The organism is Streptomyces sp. NPDC005151 (genome assembly GCF_053599875.1).
Genome location: NZ_JBSFYR010000043.1, coordinates 19,756 through 40,440 on the forward strand (window position 1 = coordinate 19,756; position 20,685 = coordinate 40,440).

The window sequence follows — 20,685 nt, forward strand, 5'->3', positions numbered from 1 at the left end:
CGGACGGGCCCGAAGGGCCTGCTGGTGCAAGCCTGCCGCGGGGGCCGGGGGCTTGTCCTCGAACGCCGGAAGGGCGTGAAGCGCCGGACAGGCGCGGGGATTGCTGCTGGGGTCGCGCTGTGCCGCGAGCGCCGGGTGCCGGGGTCTCGCCTCAGAGCCTGTCGGGTGACCTTCGATCGGAAAGCGGACGCGGTCTGGTGCGTGCGATTCCAAGGCGCCGGAAGGCCCTCGGATGGAGTCTCCCCTGCTCGAACGAAGCTGAGAGCTTGGGGAAGGAGCTACTAGGGCATTTCGGCAACGCGGGAAGCGTGCGTGCCAGGGCGTGGCCGCCCGATCAGAGGTCACCCGACAGGCTCTCAGCTGCCGGACTTGGTGCCGCCCAGCTCTACCGCTGCGCAGCGCCAGCGGAGGTCCTGGCCCTGTTCCAGGCGGAAGGCCATGGCGCGTACCTCTTCGCCCGCCGCGATGCTCGCGCACGCTTCCACCACTCCCGGTGCGGGCTGGGCGCCATGGCAGCGGCGTACCACCGGGCGGGCCCCGCGGGCCCTGAGCGGGGTTGCCGGGGCCAGTTCGGCAAGTTGGTCGTAGGCCTCGCCGATCGTGTGGCCGAGCATCCAGTGGACCGGTCGCTGGCCGCTGAGAACCGCGAGGAGGCGTTCCGCGAACCAGTGGTGCGGGCGCATTCGCTGCGCTGTCCGGCGACGCTGCGCCGGTACGGCTTCGGGCCTGCGCTGGTCGTGACGTCCGGCGGGCCGGGTCCTGTTCACGCTCATCGTTCATCGCCCCCGTTGATCCGAGGCCCGGTCGTCTACCGGGCGGTAACTTCTGCTGGGGATCTTCTACGGCGGTGGCGTACGCGGCCGCAAGCGCCGTCGGGGCGCCTGGCGCGGTCCCAGAGGTTCACCTATCCGGGTGACGGGCGCGGTGCCGCAAGGTGCGTGGGGGAGGCGTGAGGGGTGAATCGTGCGCGTGGGGTGGACGGGCCGGAGGCCGTACCCGTAACCCCGATGGGGGACGTCGCACGTATCCTGAGGGCGACTCCGACTCCGACTCCGACTCCGACTACGAAAGCGGCCAGCCATGCGCGTGTACGTCCCCCTGACCCTCTCCGGTCTCGCAGCGGCGCACCGGGCGGGCGAGGTCGGCCCCGGTCCGCTGACCGCGTACGCGGTCACTCCCGCGCTCCGCGAGTGGTACGTCTCCGACGACATCGAGGAGCTGGAGTACGCGGCGCTCAACCGGGCCGCGTCCGCCTCGCTGCGGATGATCGCCGGGGACCCGGGTGCCGTGCGCAGGCGCGTGGTCGTCGCCGTCGACGTACCGGACGGGGAAGCCGTCGCCGACCCCGACCACAGCCTCGATCCGTCGTCGCTCGGTGAGGTGCGGATCGCGTCCGCGGTGGCGCTGAAGAAGGCGGCCGCAGTGCATGTCGACGCGGACGACGCGGAGAAGGACGTAGCGGCGGCCGCCGCGGTGCTCGGCGCGGCGGACCTCGGGGACGACGACGCGCAGTTCACCGTGGACGGTGCCGAGGACCACGAACTCCTCTGGTTCGGGGTGCAGGAGATTCCCAACCTGATCGGCTGACCCGTACCTGACCGGCTGCCCCGTTGTCGTACCCGGCAGGTACTTTCTATCCATGGGGACGCACGGGAAGCACCGCACGCATCTGGTCTGGGACTGGAACGGCACACTGCTCGACGACAACGACGCGGTCGTCGGCGCGACGAATGCCGCGTTCGCCGAGGTGGGCCTGGAGCCGCTCACGCTGGAGCAGTACCGGGAGATGTACTGCATCCCGATCCCCCGCTTCTACGAGCGGCTGATGGGCCGGCTGCCCACCGAGGCCGAGTGGGAGCGGATGGACGGGATCTTCCACCGGTACTACACCGAACAGCGGGTCGCCTGCGGGCTGACCGCGGGGGCCGCGGAGCTGCTGGCGCAGTGGCAGCTCGCCGGGCGCAGCCAGTCGCTCCTGAGCATGTATGTCCACGAGCAGCTGGTGCCGGTGGTCCGGGGGTACGGGATCGAGCGGCACTTCACGCGGGTCGACGGCCGCACCGGGCCGTCCGGTGGCAGCAAGGCACGGCACATGGAGCGGCACCTTGCCGCCCTGGACGGGATATCGCCCGAGCACACGGTGGTCATCGGCGACGCGGTGGACGACGCGCTGGCCGCGGCGCATGTCGGTGCGGGGGCGGTGCTCTATACCGGGGGGTCGCACAGCCGGGCCGGCCTGGAGGCGGCCGGCGTGCCGGTGGTGGACAGTCTGGCCGAGGCTGTGGAGCTTGCCGAGCAGATGACCGTCTGAGGGGTGCCCGGAGGGGTTGACAGCTGCTTGGCTGGGAGCATGCACGAGGTCGTTTTAGCTCGATCGTGTGACGGTCGGTTGATGGGCCTGCGGTGGGCCGGGAAGACCGCGCTAGCCTGACTGGGCGAGCTGGGACACCGGGTGCGGTGCCGGCGTGCGGGGCCCTTGCTCCACCAGCGAGATGGTTCAGGGCCTCCCCGTCGCCACTGACCGCACCCATCTGGCCAGGTCGTGAGGGACTCCGACCTTCCGGGACCGGACCACGGACAGGATCCGTGTCGCCGCCCGGAGGTGAAAGCGGACGACCAGTGCGCCCAAGACCGTTCGGGGCGCGCCAGTGCGCGGACTCACTTCCGCTCACTGCCAAGGAACGGTTCTTCGACGACGTTTCGGCTCGGCGAGGCCTCAGCCCGCCCAGGCCTCAGTTCGCCGGGGCCTTCGTGCGCAGGACCTTCAGGAACTCGCGCATCCACGCCGAGTGGTCCGGCCAGGCGCGGGACGAGATCAGGGTGCCGTCCACGACCGCTTCGTGGTCCTCGAAGGTGGCACCCGCCGCCTGCATGTCGAGTTCCAGTGCGGGGTAGGCCGTGACGCGGCGGCCGCTCAGTTCGCCGATCGCGGCCGTCAGCAGAGGGCCGTGGCAGATCTGGGCGACCGGCCTGTCCGAGTCGAAGAAGGCCTTGAGGATCTTGCGGAGTTCGGCGTCGTTGCGCAGGTACTCGGGGGCGCGTCCGCCCGGGATGACCAGGGCGACGTAGTCTCCGGGGTCGACCTCGGAGAACGCCAGGTCGGCCGGCCAGGTGTAGCCGGGCTTCTCGGTGTACGTGTCGAAGCCGGGCTCGAAGTCGTGGACGACGAAGCGGAGCGTCTTGCGGGCGGGGGCTGCGATATGGACGTCGTACCCCTCCTCGCGCAGCCGCTGGTACGGGTACAGGACTTCCAGGGACTCGGCGGCGTCGCCGGTGACGATCAGGACCTTCGGTGCCATGGTGCGGGCTCCCCTCGCGCGGACGTCTGCGTCAAGCGTGCATCTGCCCGTTGCGCGCTGTCCAGAGTGTCAAAGTTCGGGGCCTTCTTTGTACACATACGGCTCATGACGGTTCCGGGTACGGGCGAGATAGCCTGGACCCGTGATCAGCGCGATATGCCTCGGGGGCAGCGAAGCCCCCGGCCTGCGCCCGGAGTGCCACCGTGCCCGGGCGATCACTGATCCCCTCGTCCCGGACCCGCTGCCGAAAATGGCCAATATGGTCCCGGGCATCTCTCGTAGCGGCATAGCGTCGTCTCAGACCGGAAACCCCGCGTCGTGGCGGTACGTCGCTTTTTTCACCTACGTCACGCAACGGCGCGCGACAGGAGCCAGAGGACATGCAGACCAAGCTGGACGAAGCCAAGGCCGAGCTGCTCGCACGGGCGGCCCGGGTAGCTGACAACAGTCCGGGCGGTGGTGTCGGCGGCCCGGGCGGTACCCCCCGGGTGCACGTTGCGGGCACCGGGGCCGGCGCCACCGGCGCCGGGCAGGACGAGCGTCCGGGCCCGGACGTGCTGCTCTCGTACCTCCAGCGCTACTACCTGCACACCGCTCCGGAGGACCTCGCCGGCCGCGACCCGGTCGATGTCTTCGGTGCTGCTTCCTCCCACTACCGGCTCGCGGAGAACCGCCCGCAGGGCACCGCGAACGTCCGGGTGCACACCCCGACCGTCGAGGAGAACGGCTGGACGTGCAGCCACTCCGTCGTCGAGGTCGTCACCGACGACATGCCGTTCCTGGTCGACTCCGTCACCAATGAGCTGTCCCGGCAGGGTCGCGGTATCCATGTCGTGATCCACCCGCAGGTCGTCGTCCGTCGCGATGTCACCGGCAAGCTCATCGAGGTCCTCGCCGAGGGCAACGGCCTCTCCGCCGGCCAGCAGGGCCGCAAGGGCGGCAGCGGGGCCAAGGGGACCACGCACGCGCTGCCGCACGACGCGCTCATCGAGTCCTGGATCCACGTCGAGATCGACCGCGAGACCGACCGCTCCGACCTGAAGCAGATCTCCGTGGATCTGCTCCGCGTGCTGTCCGATGTACGGGAGACCGTCGAGGACTGGGACAAGATGCGCGACGCCGCGCTGCGCATCGCCGACGACCTGCCCGGCGAGCCGCTCGACGAGCTCGCCGACGAAGAGGTGAACGAGGCCCGGGAGCTGCTGCGCTGGCTCTCCGCCGACCACTTCACCTTCCTCGGCTACCGCGAGTACGAGCTGAAGGAGAGCGACGCGCTGGCCGCCGTCCCCGGCACCGGCCTCGGCATCCTGCGCTCCGACCCGCACCACAGCGAGGACGAGGCGCACCCGGTCAGCCCGTCCTTCGAGCGGCTGCCCGCCGACGCCCGCGCCAAGGCCCGCGAGCACAAGCTGCTGGTCCTCACCAAGGCGAACAGCCGGTCGACCGTTCACCGCCCCAGCTACCTCGACTACGTCGGCGTGAAGAAGTTCGACACCGACGGCAATGTCATCGGTGAGCGCCGCTTCCTCGGACTGTTCTCGTCCGCCGCCTACACCGAGTCCGTGCGCCGGGTGCCCGTCATCCGCCGCAAGGTCGCCGAGGTGCTGGAGGGCGCGGGCTTCTCGCCCAACAGCCACGACGGGCGCGATCTGGTGCAGATCCTGGAGACGTACCCGCGCGACGAGCTCTTCCAGACGCCCGTCGACCAGCTGCGCTCCATCGTCACGTCCGTGCTGTACCTCCAGGAGCGGCGCCGGCTGCGCCTCTACCTCCGCCAGGACGAGTACGGGCGCTACTACTCCGCGATCGTCTACCTGCCGCGCGACCGCTACACCACCGGTGTGCGGCTCCGGCTGATCGACATCCTGAAGGAGGAGCTCGCCGGCACCAGCGTCGACTTCACCGCCTGGAACACCGAGTCGATCCTTTCCCGGCTGCACTTCGTCGTGCGTGTCGCGCCCGGCACCGAGCTGCCCGACCTGACCGACGCCGAGGCCGACCGCATCGAGGCGCGTCTCGTCGAGGCCGCCCGCTCCTGGGCCGACGGCTTCCAGGAGGCGCTGACCGCCGAGTGCGGTGAGGAGCGCGCCGCCGAGCTGCTGCGCCACTACGGTCACTCGTTCCCCGAGGGCTACAAGGCCGACCACACGTCGCGCGCCGCCGTCGCCGACCTGGTCCACCTCGAAGCGCTGAAGAAGGACGGGAAGGACTTCGCGCTCAGCCTGTACGAGCCGGTCGGCGCCGGCCCCGGTGAGCGCCGCTTCAAGATCTACCGGACGGGTGAGCAGGTTTCCCTCTCCGCCGTTCTCCCCGCGCTCCAGCGGCTCGGGGTCGAGGTCGTCGACGAGCGTCCGTACGAGCTGCGCTGCGCGGACCGTACGCACGCCTGGATCTACGACTTCGGGCTGCGGATGCCGCAGGTCAACGGCACCGGCACCTACCTCGCCGACGACGCCCGCGACCGATTCCAGGACGCGTTCGCCGCGGTGTGGACCGGGCAGGCCGAGAACGACGGCTTCAACTCCCTGGTGCTCGGCGCGGGTCTGAACTGGCGGCAGGCGATGGTGCTGCGCGCCTACGCGAAGTACCTGCGGCAGGCCGGTTCGACCTTCAGCCAGGACTACATGGAGGACACCCTCCGTAACAACGTCCACACCACCCGGCTGCTGATCTCCCTCTTCGAGGCCCGGATGTCGCCCGGTCGGCAGAGCGCCGGCACGGAGCTGACCGACGGTCTCCTCGAAGAGCTCGACGGGGCGCTCGACCAGGTCGCCTCGCTCGACGAGGACCGGATCCTGCGGTCCTTCCTCACGGTCATCAAGGCGACCCTGCGCACGAACTTCTTCCAGACGGCGGACAGCGGCAAGCCGCACGCGTACGTCTCGATGAAGTTCGACCCGCAGGCCATTCCGGACCTTCCGGCGCCCCGCCCGGCGTTCGAGATCTGGGTGTACTCGCCGCGCGTCGAGGGTGTCCACCTGCGCTTCGGCAAGGTCGCCCGCGGTGGTCTGCGCTGGTCGGACCGGCGGGAGGACTTCCGTACGGAGATCCTCGGCCTGGTCAAGGCGCAGATGGTGAAGAACACCGTCATTGTGCCGGTCGGCGCCAAGGGCGGCTTCGTCGCCAAGCAGCTGCCGGACCCGGCCGTCGACCGTGACGCCTGGATGGCCGAGGGCATCGCCTCGTACCGGACGTTCATCTCGGCGCTGCTCGACATTACCGACAACCTGGTGGCCGGCGAGGTCGTGCCGCCCGTCGACGTCGTGCGCCATGACGAGGACGACACGTACCTCGTCGTCGCCGCCGACAAGGGCACCGCGAGCTTCTCCGACATCGCCAACGAGGTCGCCGTCGGGTACGGCTTCTGGCTCGGCGACGCGTTCGCCTCCGGCGGTTCCGCCGGTTACGACCACAAGGGCATGGGCATCACCGCCCGCGGCGCCTGGGAGTCCGTGAAGCGGCACTTCCGCGAGCTCGGCCACGACACCCAGACCGAGGACTTCACCGTCGTCGGCGTCGGCGACATGTCCGGTGACGTGTTCGGCAACGGCATGCTGCTCTCCGAGCACATCCGGCTCGTCGCCGCGTTCGACCACCGGCACATCTTCCTCGACCCGACCCCGGACGCCGCCACCTCGTACGCTGAGCGGCGCCGCCTCTTCGACCTGCCGCGCAGCTCCTGGGCCGACTACAGCAAGGATCTGCTCTCCGCGGGCGGCGGCATCCACCCCCGTACCGCGAAGTCGATCCCGGTCAACGCGCACGTCCGCGAGGCGCTCGGCATCGAGTCGGGGGTCACCAAGATGACGCCCGCCGACCTGATGCAGACCATCCTCAAGGCGCCCGTCGACCTGGTGTGGAACGGCGGCATCGGTACGTACATCAAGTCGTCGGCCGAGTCGAACGCGGACGTCGGCGACAAGGCCAACGACGCGATTCGCGTCGACGGCGAGGACCTGCGGGCCAAGGTTGTCGGCGAGGGCGGCAACCTCGGTGCGACCCAGCTCGGCCGGATCGAGTTCGCCCGGGGCGGCGGCCGGATCAACACCGACGCGATCGACAACAGCGCCGGTGTGGACACCTCCGACCACGAGGTGAACATCAAGATCCTGCTCAACGGACTGGTCCGGGACGGCGACATGACCGTCAAGCAGCGCAACAAGCTGCTTGCGGACATGACCGACGAGATCGGCCGTCTGGTGCTGCGCAACAACTACGCGCAGAACACCGCGCTCGCCAACTCCGCCACCCAGTCCGCCTCCCTGCTCCACGCCCAGCAGCGCTTCATGCGCCGCCTGGGCCGCGACGGGCACCTGAACCGTGCGCTGGAGTTCCTGCCCACCGACCGGCAGATCCGGGAGCTGCTGAACAGCGGCAAGGGGCTCACCCAGCCCGAGCTCGCCGTACTGCTGGCCTACACGAAGATCACCGCATCCGACGAGCTGATCCGGACCAGCCTGCCGGACGACCCGTACCTGCAGAAGCTGCTGTACGCCTACTTCCCGGATCAGCTGCGCGCGCAGTTCCCCGAGGCGGTCGACGGACACGCTCTGCGTCGCGAGATCATCACCACGGTGCTGGTCAACGACACGGTGAACACCGGTGGTTCGACCTTCCTGCACCGGCTGCGGGAAGAGACCGGAGCATCGATCGAGGAGATCGTGCGGGCGCAGGCCGCAGCCCGCGAGATCTTCGGCCTGGGCCAGGTGTGGGACGCCGTCGAGGCGCTCGACAACAAGGTCGCCGCCGATGTGCAGACCCGGATCCGGCTGCACTCGCGCCGGCTCGTCGAGCGCGGCTCGCGCTGGCTGCTCGGCAACCGGCCGCAGCCGCTGGAGATCGCCGGGACGATCGGCTTCTTCAAGGACGGCGTCGACCAGGTCTGGGCCGAGCTGCCCAAGATGCTGAAGGGCGCCGACGAGGAGTGGTACCAGTCGATCCTGGACGAGCTCACCGAGGCGGGCGTCCCGGACGAGCTGGCGCAGCGCGTCGCCGGGTTCTCCTCCGCCTTCCCGGCGCTCGACATCGTGGCGATCGCCGAGCGCGTCGGCAAGGACCCGCTCGCCGTCGCCGAGGTCTACTACGACCTCGCGGACCGGCTGGGCATCGCCCAGCTGATGGACCGGATCATCGAGCTGCCGCGGAGCGACCGCTGGCAGTCCATGGCCCGTGCCTCCATCCGTGAGGACCTGTACGCCGCGCATGCCGCGCTCACCGCGGATGTGCTGGGTGTGGGCAACGGGACGTCGACGCCGCCGGAGCGGTTCGAGGCGTGGCAGGAGAAGAACGCGGCGATCCTGACGCGTTCGCGCTCCACGCTGGAGGAGATCCAGGGGTCGGACGCGTTCGACCTGGCGAACCTGTCGGTGGCCATGCGGACGATGCGGACGCTGCTGCGTACGCACGGCTGATCGGGCCGCGGTTGTACGGAAGGGGGGCGCCCCGGGCTTTCGGCCCGGGGCGCCCCCCTTCGGTTCGGGTCCGCTACTTCTTGGCGGTGGTGAACTTCTCGTACGCGGTGACGACGTCCTTCGCCGGACCGTCCATCCGCAGCGTCCCCGCCTCCAGCCAGATCGCCCGGTCGCAGGTCTCGGTGATCGACTTGTTGCTGTGGCTGACCAGGAAGACCGTGCCCGCTTCCTTGCGCAGCTCGATGATGCGCTCCTTGCTGCGCCGCTGGAACCTGGCGTCGCCCGTGGACAGCGCCTCGTCGATCAGCAGGACGTCATGGCTCTTGGCGGCGGCGATGGAGAAGCGCAGCCGGGCACCCATGCCCGAGGAATACGTCCGCATCGGGAGGGTGATGAAATCGCCCTTCTCGTTGATGCCGGAGAAGTCGACGATCTGCTCGTAGCGCTCGCGGATCTCCTCGCGGGTCATGCCCATCGCGAGTCCGCCGAGGATGACGTTCCGCTCGCCGGTCAGATCGCTCATCAGGGCCGCGTTGACCCCGAGCAGCGAAGGCTGGCCCTGGGTGTGGACCCGGCCCTTCGACGGCGGCAGCAGACCGGCGATAGCCTTCAGCAGCGTCGACTTCCCGGAGCCGTTGGAGCCGATCAGGCCGATCGCCTCGCCCCTGTACGCGGCGAAGCTGACGCCCTTCACGGCGTGCACCTCGCGCACTCCGGGGGTCTGCCGCCGCGAGGCGATCCGGCTGAGGGCGGAGGTGGCGCTGCCCCTTCCGGTACGGGCGCCATTGACCTTGTACGTGATGTGGACGTCGTCGACGACGACGGTAGGGACCCGCTCGTCGGTGCCATTCATGTTCTCAGCCACGTCCGTACAGCTCCTCGGCCTTCCAGAAGTACACGAAGCCGCCCACCCCGCACACGAGCGCCCAGCCCGCGGCGACGGCCCATACATGCGGGGGCAGCTGGGACCCGCTGAAGCTGTCGATCAGGGCGAACCGCATCAGGTCGATGAAGACGGCGGCCGGATTGCACTCCAGCGCGACCTTCACGAAGTGCGGGACCCGGTCTCCCTTGAGCAGCGCGTCGATGCTCCACATGACGCCGGAGGCGTACATCCAGGTGCGCAGGACGAACGGCGTCAGCTGGGCGATGTCCGGGGTCCGGGCGGCCAGCCGTGCCACCACCATCGAGACGCCGGTGTTGAACACGGCCTGCAGGAAGAGTGCCGGAATGGCCAGCAGCCAGGACGGCCGCGGGAACTGCCCGAACCCGATGAGGATCAGCACCAGCGCGCCCAGCGAGAACAGCAGCTGCTGGAGCTGCTGCAGGGCCAGGGCGATCGGCAGCGAGGCGCGCGGGAAGTGCAGGGCCCGTACGAGGCCGAGGTTGCCGCTGATCGCGCGGGTGCCCGCAGTGATCGAGCTGCTGGTGAAGGTCCAGATGAAGACGCCCGTGACGAGGAACGGCACGAAGTCCTCGACGTTGCGCTTCGTGTTCATCAGGACGCCGAAGATGAAGTAGTAGACCGTCGCGTTGAGCAGCGGGGTCATGATCTGCCAGATCTGGCCGAGCTTCGCCTGGCTGTACTGGGCGGTGAGCTTGGCGGTGGCGAATGCCGTGATGAAGTGCCTGCGCCCCCACAGCTGCCGGATGTAGGCGCCCAGGGTCGGCCGGGCGCCGCTCACGGTCAGCCCGTGCCGGGCCGCGAGCGCCGCGAGCTCGCCCGGTTCGTACACCGGGTGAAGCGCGTGGGCGGGGACCGCATCGGTCACCGCCTGGGCGGATGCGGCCGGCGGGGTCGCTGAGGCTGTTGTCTGGCTCACCACGATCGCTTTCGACGGGAGGGCAGGAACAATCGCGATCGCCGGAACGGAACCGTATCGTCGCTACGTCGAGGGTAGGACGCGAAGACGTCGCAACGCAACCGTTTCGTCGTTACGGACTATCATTCTGGCCATGACCATCGACCCGGGAACCCGCCGCCGCGTCCCCGCCGGAGCCGCTGTGCTGCGCGAGGACGTCACCGATGCCATTCGCAACGCCGTCTTCGAGGAACTGGCGGCGGTCGGCTTCGCCCGGATGTCGATCGAGGGCATCGCCCGGCGCGCGGGCGTCGGCAAGACCGCCGTCTACCGCCGCTGGAAGTCCAAGCTGGCGCTGGTTCTCGACCTGGTCTCCGCCGTCGCGGTCCAGGGCATGCCGGCGCCGGCCACCGGTTCGCTGTACGGGGACGTCCGCGCCGTCCTGCAACTGGCCGCCTACGCCCTGCGTCACCCCGTCGCCTCGCAGGTCATCCCGGACCTGCTGGTCGAGGCGGCACGCAACCCGGAGATCTCGGACACGATCAAGGCGGCCCTGCTCGACCCGCAGCAGGGCATCGCCGCCGTGGTCGTCCGGGACGCCGTCGCCCGCGGCGAGCTGCCCGAGGACAGCGACCCGGACCGCGCGCTGGACCTGATCGTCGGACCGCTCTACTGGCGGCTCGCGGTCGTCCGCGGCGAGCTGCCCAAGGGGTACCTGGACGATCTCGCCGCCTCGGCGGTCGCCGCCCTCAAGAAGAACTGACCGCCCCCTCCGTAGCCTGCGGCGCCAGCAGCCGGTCCACGACCCTGGCCGCCGCCCCGCCGTCGTCCAGGTCGCAGAAGTCCCTGCGGAAGCTCTCGTAGGCCTCCGCATGCCGATGCGCCGACGCGGCCAGGGTGCCGGGGTTGCGCAGCGCCCGGGCGATCTCGTCCGTGCCGACGAGCAGCGGGCCGGGGGCACGGGTCTCGAAGTCGAGGCAGAAGCCGCGCAGGGTGTCGCGGTAGTGCTCCAGGTCGTACGTGTGGAAGAGCATGGGCCGGCCGGTGTGCGCGAAGTCGAACATCAGCCCCGCGTAGTCGGTGACCAGGACATCGGCGATCAGTAGCAGCTCGGCGGTGTCCGGGTGCGCGGACACATCGCGTACGAGGGGGCCGTCGGGCACGGAGCCGGTCACCCGCGGATGCCTGCGCACCAGCACGGTGTGGGTGTTGCCGAGCGCCTCCGGCAGGGCCGAGGGGTCGAGCGCCGGATCCCAGCGACAGCGGAGGGATCCGGCGTCGGCGGCCGCGTGGGCCAGGTGGTCCCGGTAGGTCGGTGCGTAGAGCACCACCTGGCGCCCGGCCGGAATGCCGAGCCTTCGCCGTACCCGCTCGGCGGTCTTCTCCCGGTCGGCGGCGAAGAGCAGATCGTTGGCGGGCGAGCCGGCCTCCAGGACCTCGCCGTCGTAGGCGAGAGCGCGGCGCAGATGCGGGGTGGCCCAGCTGCTGGGGGAGACCAGGACGGACCACTGGGCGGCGCGGTGCGGCAGGGACGCCAGGTGGTGGTGGTCGGCGTAGAGGGAGTCGGTGAGGTCCGTGCCGAAGCGGCCGAGCGGGGCGCCGTGCCAGGTCTGCACGACCGTCTGCCCGGGGCGCCGCTCGAACCACTCGGGGAGCTGGTCGGCGGTGACGATCCGGCGCGCCCGTGCCAGGGCCTCGTACCAGGCGGTGCTGTGCTCGACGACCGGTTCGGCGGTGGGCGGAAGGTGCCCCTGCCGCCCGTCCGTCACCCAGAGGTGCTCGAACTCCACGCCCCGGCGCACGAGTTCGTGGTGGACGGCGCGAGGGGAGTCGCCGCCGGTGTACAGAACGGTGTCGCGCAGCGGCAGGGCGCGCTGCGCCGGGTAGTACGTGCCACGCAGGGCGGCCTGGCGGTACGCGCCCCGTTCGGCGGGTGCGAGGGCCGGGCCCGCGTGCACGGTCAGCCGGTCGCCGTGTCGGCGGTCGAGAGTGAACTCCCGGGCAAAGCCGGCGTGTTCGCTCTTCCTGCGGAGCGGCAGCTGCGCGGTGAGCGCGGTCAGTACCCGGACGGGCAGCCCGCCCAGATGCGATTCCCAGCGCCCCTCGTGCAGACCCGCCGCGACCGACGGGGCGAGGAACGCGGTGAAACGGCCTGCCCCGCGCCGGCCCCCGGGCGTCTCTTCGTACGCCACCGGGATGGTCACCGTCTCGCGCAGCGCGTCGTGCCGCAGTACGAGCGGGGGTGCGTTCTCCGCCGAACCTGCCGTGCCCTCCAGGCGCAGCGCCCCGTCCGCCGTCCACTCGGCCCGGTCCACGACCGGCTGCCCGGTCAGGTCCAGGACCAGTTCGCCCCCCGCGTCGGCGAGCGCCGGAAGCGGCAGGTCCGGTGCGGCGGGGAGCGGCACGCGGGAGCCGTCCGCAAGGATCAGCCGTGCCCGCCACCGCCCGCCGGGCTCCGCCTCGACCTCGCGCGGTGCCCGGTGCGGCGGGCCGGGTGCGTCCGCCATGCGGGCGAGGTCGGTGAGGGGGATCCGTACCGTGAAGCGTTCGCCGGCCCGGCATTCGAACGGGTAGCGGTACTCGCTCTCCAGCGTCCCGTCGCACGTCAGCACCAGCGACTTCGGCCGCGCGCCCCCGTACAGCCGGCCCGTCAACTCCAGCTCTTCCCCCGTGCGATGGGCCTCGCACCGGGCGGACAGCTGCGCCACGGTCAGCTGCAGCCGCCCGCCCCGGTAGTCGAGCACCGCCCGCCGCCCGTCGCCCAGGTCGTGGACCAGCGGCTGGACCGCACCCGCCTCCACGGCCCGCACCGCGACGCGCCGCACCACACCGTGCCCGGCGACCATCACTCCGACCAGCCAGCTGCCCGGCCGCAGCCGCCTCGGGTCGAGGATCAGCTCGAAGCCGGACCGGTCATAACTGTGCAACTCCTGGCCGGAGTCGATGGTCGCCTCAGGGGCGGAAACGGTCCGCACCGGCACGCTCCGCAGCCGTGGGCCGCGGGCCGCGCGCACCATCCCCATCTTCAGCGAGTGGCGCGGCGCCGAGGCCGACAGATTGCGGATGTACGCGTATCCGCGCAGCCGGAGCTTCCCGTCGCCGCCCCACTCCGCCCCGAGCAGCCGTGCAACCGCGGGGAGATCGGTCCTGGCCGGGCGGGCGCTCTCCGGCACGCCGGGGAAGGACGCCCGCCGCCGTCCCGGCGCACCGGTGACCGCGAACGTCCCCGCGCCATTGGCCCGTTCGAAGGCGAGTACCGACAGCAGCTCGGCCGTCCTGCGCTCCCGCACCAGCTGCCACTTGATCCGCAGCTCCACGGGCAGCTCGTCGAGGACCGCCGGCCCCGCACGGTCAAGGAACGCGCCCGCACCGGCCATGAACGCGTCGCGGTACTCGGGCCCGCCCATCGGCAGCCCCTCCAGGAAGTACACGAAGTCGTCGCGCAGGCACGACGCGTCGTAGCGATGGCGCGCGCCCCTGTTCGCCTCACGTCCGCCGAGAAACGCGCTGACCTGCTCGCAGGCCGCGATCCGGTCCCGTACGCCCTTCACATCCGTACGCCGCCGGGTGATCGAACCCTCCCGCACCCGCCAGTAGTAGACGTGCTCGTGCAGCACATCGACGGAACCGGCGAGGAAGTGCGCGGGGATCATCACCGGGGTGTCCTCGTAGAGCTTCCCCTCCGGAAAAGCGAAGGCGTGCCGGTCCCAGAACGAACGCCGGAACACCTTGTTCCAGGCGACCCGGTCGGCGAGCAGCCGGGGATCTCGGCTGACGTGGGTGCGGGCGCGGGTCCCGGTCAGCCAGCGGTACTGCCAGGCCTGCTGCCTGCCCTGCTCGGTCAGCCGCCAGACATTGCCGGTCGCCAGGTCCGATCCGGTCGACTCCAGTGATGCCAGCATCCGCTCGTACGCGTCGTGGACGACGATGTCGTCGCTGTCGGCGAACGCCAGATACGGGACGCCGGGGGTGGTGTGCCGCACCCCCGCGTTACGGGCCGCGCTCAGCCCCGCATTGGGCTGGCGGACATAGCGGAAGCGCCGGTCGCGGGCGGCGAAGGCCTCGGCGATCGCCGTGCTGCCGTCCGTCGAGCCGTCGTCGACGAGCACCACCTCGATGGCGTCGACGGACTGCTCGGCCACCGACCGCAGGCATGGCTCCAGATACTCCTCGACGTTGTGGACGGGGACGACGACACTGAGACGAGGCTTCATGCCCGGGTCAACCCGGGCGAACGCCCCGGGTCACCGGCACTGACCCGAAAGGGTGAACACGCGATTCGGCACGCGGTCCGTGCGCGGTTACGCTCGGCTGCCATGCTCCCCCTCAGTGTCGTCGTGCCCGTCCATCGCGTTCAGGGATATCTCAGGGAGACCCTGGAGTCCGTGCTCGACCGGTCGGACGCCGGGACCGAGCTGATCGTCGTCGACGACGGATCGACGGACGGCAGCGCCGAGATCGCCGCCGAGTTCGCCGAACGCGACCACAGAGCAAGGGTGTTGAGCCTTCCCGGGCATCGCGGTGCGGGACCGGCCCGCAACGCAGGGGCCGCTGAGGCGCGCGGCACATACCTGCTCTTCCTCGACGGGGACGACCTGCTGCGACCGGGCGCACCGGAAGCGATCGCCGACCGGCTCGCCCGGAGCGAGCCCGACGTGCTGCTCCTCGCGCACGACCGCATCGACTGGTGGGGCGATACCGTCCCCGCCGACGGTCTCCCGTCCGTCCGCAACCGGCTCTTCCGCCGGGAGTTCTGGACGGGGCACGGCCTCCACTTCACCGACGGACCCTACGAGGACGTCCTCCCCGTCCACCGCGGCGAACTCCTCGCCGCCGACGCGGGCACCCTCGCCGAGCTCGACCGGATCTGTGTCCGCCACCGCATCCGCCGCACCGGCACCTTCGCCACCACCCCCGGCCGCCACCACTTCGCGGTCATCGACGCGTACGAGCGGCTGCGCACCGAGACGGACCACGACCCGCGCGTCGAGGAGGCGCGCACCCGCCATCTGCGCGCCGTGCTCGCCGACCCCGGCCGGATCGCTCCGCCCGACCGCCCCGCCTTCCACCGCGCCGCCGGCCTCCCCGGCAGCTACACCGCCCACCGTGCCCAGCAGGCCGCCCGCGACCGGCGCACCCGGACCACCGCCGCCCTGCGCCGCCGGAAGAAGACGCTGCGCGCCCGCGTCATGCGCGCCGCCTACCGCGCCGACCTGCACCGGCCGCTCGACCCCCACCTCGCGGTGTACGGCGCCTACTGGAACCGGGGCGTCGCCTGCAACCCTGCCGCGATCCACGCCAAGGCGCGCGAACTCGCCCCGCACATCCGGGGCGTCTGGGTCGTCTCGTCCCGCCACCGCGACCGGATGGAGCCCGGGACCCCGTACGTCATCGAAGGCTCCCGCGCCTACTGGCGGGCCATGGCCACCGCCACGTATCTGATCAACAACTCCAGCTTCCCCGGCGGCTTCACCAAGCGCCCCGGCCAGGTCTACCTCCAGACCCACCACGGCACCCCGCTCAAGACCATGGGGCTCGACCAGCGCGCCTACCCGGCCCTCACCAACGGCATCAGCTTCGAGAAGATCGTCGCCCACGCCGACCAGTGGGACTTCTCCCTCTCCGCCAACCCGCACACCACCGAGATCTGGGACCGGGTCTACCCGTCCTCGTACGAGCATCTGAACCTCGGCTACCCGCGCAACGACATCTTCTTCACCGCCACCGCCGCGCAGCGGGCCGAACTCCGGGACCGGCTCTCCCTCGCCCCCGGACAGACCGCACTGTTGTACGCACCGACCCACCGCGACTACCGCAAGGGCTTCGTCCCCCGCCTCGACCTGGAACGCCTCGCCCGCGAACTCGGTCCGGATCATGTGGTGCTGGTGCGCGCCCACTACTTCTACGGCCGCTCCGCGCAGCTGCACGGCGCCCGTGTGATCGATGTGACCGGGCACCCGTCCGTCGAAGAACTCTGCCTCGCCTCCGACGTGTTGATCACCGACTACTCGTCACTGATGTTCGACTACGCCTGCCTGGACCGCCCGATCATCAGCTACGCCCCGGACTGGGCCGCCTACCGGGCCTCGCGCGGCACCTACTTCGACCTGCTGTCCGGCCGCCCCGGCGACACCCCGGGCGCCGTCGCCACCACCGAGGACGAACTGCTCAAGGTGTTCAGGTCGGGGGAGTGGCGGTCGGCGGAGACCACCGCGCTCCGGGCCGCGTTCCGGGAGCGGTTCTGTCCGTACGACGACGGGCGCGCCGCCGAACGCGTGGTGCGACGACTGTTCCTGGACGGCGCCTAATGTCACACGTTCGAGGCCGTAACCGGTGACCCCCGGGCGTTCACGGGGTTGAGCCATACGGACAACCAGGCCCCCGATGAACGGACGTGCTCAACATGCCGCCACGGCTCAGCGTCGTCGTCCCCGTCCACAACGTCGAGCTCTATCTGACGGACTGCCTGAAGTCCCTCGCGGAGCAGACCATGGCCGATCTGGAGGTGGTGATGGTCGACGACGGGTCCACCGACGACAGTGCCGCCCTGGCCACCGCATTCGCCGCGCAGGACAGCCGCTTCCGGCTGGTCAGCCAGAAGAACGGCGGACTCGGGCACGCCCGCAACACCGGTGTCCGCAACTGCGACCCGGGCAGCAGCTACCTCGCCTTCGTCGACAGCGACGACATCCTCCCGCCCCGCGCGTACGAACTCCTCGTCGGCGCACTCGACGAGACCGGCTCCGACCTCGCGTCCGGCAATGTGCTCCGGCTGCGCGCCTCCGGCAAGCTCCAGCAGTCGCCCAACTTCCGCAAACCCATGGCGAGCACCCGGCTGCGCACCCACATCTCCCGCGACTGGGACCTGGCCGCCGACCGGATCGCCTGCAACAAGGTCTTCCGCCGGTCCTTCTGGAACGCGCACGCCTTCGCCTTCCCGGTCGGCGCCCTCTACGAGGACATTCCCGTCGTCCTCCCCGCCCACTTCCTGGCCCGCACCGTCGACGTCGTCAAGGACCCCGTCTACCACTGGCGCGACCGGGCGGGCTCGATCACCACCCGCCGCGCCGTCGTCCGCGGCATCCAGGACCGGGCCTCGCACGTACTGGGCGTCTCCACCTTCCTCGACGAGCACCGCAGCGCCGCCGACAAGCGCCGCTACGAGGCGCATGTCCTCGCCAACGACCTCTGGTACTTCATGGAGGCGCTGCCCGACGGCGACGACGGGTACCGCCGCGCCTTCCTCACGTACGCCAACGAGTTCACCGACCAGGTCGACCCCGCTGTCCTCGACGGGCTGCCGCTGCGCCTGCGCCTGATGTGGCACCTCGTACGCGAACGGCGCACCGACGAACTGCTGGCGCTGCTCGCCCACGACAAGGCCGAACCGGGCGCGTTCGCCGTACGGGGCGTGCGGCGCCGCAGCGCCTCGTACCCGGGACTGACGCGGCCCGTGCCACGATCGGTGCTGCGCGTCGGCGACCGGGACCTGCCGCTCACCGCCCGGCTGCGCGAGGCGCACTGGCAGGGCGGAAAGCTGCACCTCAAGGGGTACGCCTACATCCGCAACCTGCCCGCCGCCTCGCGGCGCAGCGAGTTCCGGGCGGGCTGGCTGCGGGCCGGCCGACGGCATCTGGTGCCGCTGCGGCTGCGTACCGTCGACGAGCCGGAGGCCACCGCACGCTCCCGGCAGAGCCTGCACGACTACGACCGGTCCGGCTTCGAGACGGTCGTCGACCCGGCCAGGCTCCGGATCGATCCCGGCGGCCCTGCCGAACGGCTCACCTGGCGGCTCGAAATCGGCATCGCCGGGCACGGGATGCTGCGCCGCTCCGACGTCTCCACCGACGAGGCGGCGGCGGCGCCACCCGTGCACCGGCCAGACGGCGACCACCGGATCGTGCCCGCCTTCGAGAGCGGCAAACTGGTGCTGCATGCCGAGCGGATCGACGCCCGGTTCGAGACGCACCGGGAGGGCGACGCGGGCGACGGGACACGCACCGTGGTGATCGACGGCATGATCCGCGACCGCCTCGGCACGGGCCCGTTGCGGATCGGCCTCACCCACCGGCCGTCCGGCACCTCCTTCGACTGTCCGGCGGCGGTCCACGAGGGCGCCGTGCCGTCGGCGGCGGGCTGGCGGCGCTTCACCGCCGAGATCCCGCTCGGCGCGTTGACCGACGCCCGGCCGCCGGCGGGCGCGGGCACCGTCCCGTACAGCCTCCACCTCGTCGGACCGGACGGCCGCCGGACACCGATCGATGTGCCGGGACCCGTCCTGCCGGGCCGCTACCCGGTCGCGCGCGGCGCGGACGGCGCCAGGCGGGAGCTCGCTCTCACCGCCGGCTCCCGCGGCAATCTGCTGATCAGCGACCGGACCGTACAGCCCGTCTGTGAGCTGGCGAGCTGGACCGAGGAGGGCCTGCTGCTCCTGGAGGGCACCTTCCCCGACGAACCGGACCGCCCCGTCGAGCTGGTCGCCCGGCACAGCGGACACCGGGAGGAGGCCGTGTTCCCGGTGGCCCTCTCCGGGCCCGCCGAGGCGCGCCGGTTCCGGGCCGAGCTGCGGCCGGACGCCGCCGAGGCACCCGGCGGGGCACTGCCGCTGGGCGAGGGCCACTGGTACCTCTTCCTCCGCGAGAAGGGCGCCACCGACGACGCGCTCGACCTGCCGCTGCGCATCCCGGTCGCCGCCCACCGCACCCTCCCCGCCACGCGAACCCTTGCGGGGCGTCGGTACGTCATCGAGCGGCGCTACCACGACCAGTTGCTCATCGACTGCGCGTCGGTGCTCACCGCCGACGAACGCGGCGTCCGCGGCAAGCGGCTGCTGCGCGAGGCGTACGGACGGCAGCGCACGGCGGCACCCCCGCGCGAGGCCGTGCTCTACAGCAGCTTCGACGGCCGCCAGTACTCCGACTCACCGCGGGCGATCTACGAGGAACTGTCCGCCCGCACCACCGAATTCGAGCACCTGTGGGTCGTCCGTGATCAGCAGGCCCGCATCCCGGCGGGCGCCACCGCCGTCGTCCACGGCTCCGCTGCCTGGCACGAGGCGCTGGCCCGCAGCCGCCACATCGTCACCAACACCCAGCTGCCCGATTGGTTCGAACGGCGCGACGGCCAGACCGTCGTGCAGACCTGGCACGGCACCCCCCTCAAGCGCATCGGCCTCGACCTCGCGGGCACCGCCCAGGCAAACGCCGCCTACATCGCCACCATTGAACAGCGCGCAAGTCAGTGGAGCGTCCTCGTCTCCCCGAACAGCTTCTCCACCCCCGTCCTGCGGCGCTCCTTCGGCTACCGGGGGGAGATGCTGGAGTGCGGCTACCCCCGCAACGACCTCTTCCACGCATCGGACCGCACCAAGGTGGCCGCCTCGGTGCGGGAGCGGCTGGGGATCCCCTCGGGCAGGCGGGTCGTGCTGTACGCGCCGACCTGGCGCGAGGACCGGCCGCAGGGCGGCGGCAGGTATGCCCTGGACCTTCAGCTCGATCTGGCGGCCGCCGAACGAGAACTCGGCTCCGACAGTGTGCTGTTGGTGCGCCGCCACTATCTGGTCACCGACCGGCTTCCGGACACCGGAAGCGGCTTCGTGCGGGACGTCTCGCGCTACGGGGACGTCGGCGAACTGATGCTGATCAGCGACGCGCTGGTCACCGACTATTCCTCGCTGATGTTCGACTTCGCGCAGACCGGACGCCCGATGCTGTTCCACACGTACGACCTGGCCCACTACCGCGACACCCTGCGCGGCTTCTGTTTCGACTTCGAGAACCGCGCCCCCGGTCCCCTGATCCCCGACTCCGACGGCCTCGTCGAGGCGCTGCGTGATCCGGTCCGGGCCACCGAGGGACACGCGCAGGCGTACGAGGCATTTCGGCGGGACTTCTGCGATCTCGACGACGGGCATGCGGCGCAGCGGGTGGTCGACCGGATGCTGTAGGCGGCGCAGCGGTGTTCCCCGGTGCCGGACCCCGTACACCGGGGGGACCGGCACCGGGCTCGGTGGTGAAGCGGCGGTGAACGCGAACGGGCTCGTGGGAATGCAGGCTGCATGAACCGTTCGAGTGATTCGCGCCATCCGGTGCAGTTCCTGTTGAGCAGGGAATCGATTCCCATCCCGCTTAAGTATGTTGATCGGTGCGCTGTATAGCGGCCTCTGGTTGCTAC

Annotated in this window: 11 protein-coding genes; 6 read left to right on the top strand and 5 right to left on the bottom strand. The window is 70.9% G+C overall.

Features of this window, described 5'->3' with window-relative positions:
* Positions 1-356 precede the first annotated feature (356 nt).
* The gene (locus tag ACWD6R_RS22680) at positions 357-773 is read right to left on the bottom strand and encodes an Rv3235 family protein (RefSeq protein WP_451820350.1); all 417 of its coding nucleotides are present in this window, start codon (positions 771-773) and stop codon (positions 357-359) included.
* A gap of 307 nt (positions 774-1,080) precedes the next feature.
* Between ACWD6R_RS22680 and ACWD6R_RS22685 the strand changes: the two genes are divergently transcribed.
* On the top strand, positions 1,081-1,587 hold the full coding sequence (locus ACWD6R_RS22685) for a DUF6912 family protein (protein ID WP_358859343.1): 507 nt from the start codon (positions 1,081-1,083) through the stop codon (positions 1,585-1,587).
* 52 nt (positions 1,588-1,639) lie between these two features.
* A complete protein-coding gene (locus ACWD6R_RS22690) occupies positions 1,640-2,311 on the top strand; it encodes an HAD family hydrolase (protein ID WP_451820351.1) in 672 nt (223 codons plus the stop codon).
* 421 nt (positions 2,312-2,732) lie between these two features.
* On the opposite strand, the gene ACWD6R_RS22695 is transcribed toward ACWD6R_RS22690, so the two are convergent.
* Positions 2,733-3,299, bottom strand: a complete 567-nt coding sequence (locus ACWD6R_RS22695) for a DJ-1/PfpI family protein (protein ID WP_037699203.1) — start codon at positions 3,297-3,299, stop codon at positions 2,733-2,735.
* Between the two features lie 380 nt (positions 3,300-3,679).
* On the opposite strand from ACWD6R_RS22695, the gene ACWD6R_RS22700 reads away from it, so the two are divergent.
* Positions 3,680-8,710: an NAD-glutamate dehydrogenase gene (locus ACWD6R_RS22700; RefSeq protein WP_451820352.1), complete on the top strand. Its 5,031-nt coding sequence runs from the start codon at positions 3,680-3,682 to the stop codon at positions 8,708-8,710.
* 73 nt (positions 8,711-8,783) lie between these two features.
* Here ACWD6R_RS22700 and ACWD6R_RS22705 read toward each other — a convergent pair whose 3' ends face one another.
* Both ACWD6R_RS22705 and ACWD6R_RS22710 read right to left on the bottom strand, forming a co-directional pair.
* Positions 8,784-9,563, bottom strand: coding sequence for an ABC transporter ATP-binding protein (locus ACWD6R_RS22705; protein ID WP_451820369.1), 780 nt, complete (start codon positions 9,561-9,563; stop codon positions 8,784-8,786).
* A 4-nt stretch (positions 9,564-9,567) separates the two neighbouring features.
* Positions 9,568-10,482: an ABC transporter permease gene (locus ACWD6R_RS22710; protein ID WP_451820370.1), complete on the bottom strand. Its 915-nt coding sequence runs from the start codon at positions 10,480-10,482 to the stop codon at positions 9,568-9,570.
* Between the two features lie 184 nt (positions 10,483-10,666).
* On the opposite strand from ACWD6R_RS22710, the gene ACWD6R_RS22715 reads away from it, so the two are divergent.
* Positions 10,667-11,275, top strand: coding sequence for a TetR/AcrR family transcriptional regulator (locus ACWD6R_RS22715; RefSeq protein WP_451820353.1), 609 nt, complete (start codon positions 10,667-10,669; stop codon positions 11,273-11,275).
* On the opposite strand, the gene ACWD6R_RS22720 is transcribed toward ACWD6R_RS22715, so the two are convergent.
* The gene (locus tag ACWD6R_RS22720) at positions 11,262-14,726 is read right to left on the bottom strand and encodes a bifunctional glycosyltransferase/CDP-glycerol:glycerophosphate glycerophosphotransferase (RefSeq protein WP_451820354.1); all 3,465 of its coding nucleotides are present in this window, start codon (positions 14,724-14,726) and stop codon (positions 11,262-11,264) included. The two genes, ACWD6R_RS22715 and ACWD6R_RS22720, sit on opposite strands and share 14 nt — an antisense overlap.
* A 102-nt stretch (positions 14,727-14,828) precedes the next feature.
* On the opposite strand from ACWD6R_RS22720, the gene ACWD6R_RS22725 reads away from it, so the two are divergent.
* Together ACWD6R_RS22725 and ACWD6R_RS22730 are read left to right on the top strand one after the other, a co-directional pair.
* Positions 14,829-16,820 (top strand): bifunctional glycosyltransferase/CDP-glycerol:glycerophosphate glycerophosphotransferase, encoded by a 1,992-nt coding sequence (locus tag ACWD6R_RS22725; RefSeq protein ID WP_451820355.1) that lies wholly within the window; start codon positions 14,829-14,831, stop codon positions 16,818-16,820.
* A 95-nt stretch (positions 16,821-16,915) separates the two neighbouring features.
* Positions 16,916-20,458 carry a CDP-glycerol glycerophosphotransferase family protein gene (locus ACWD6R_RS22730; protein ID WP_451820371.1) on the top strand — a complete coding sequence of 1,181 codons (3,543 nt, stop codon included), beginning with the start codon at positions 16,916-16,918 and terminating at the stop codon, positions 20,456-20,458.
* Positions 20,459-20,685: the final 227 nt, after the last annotated feature.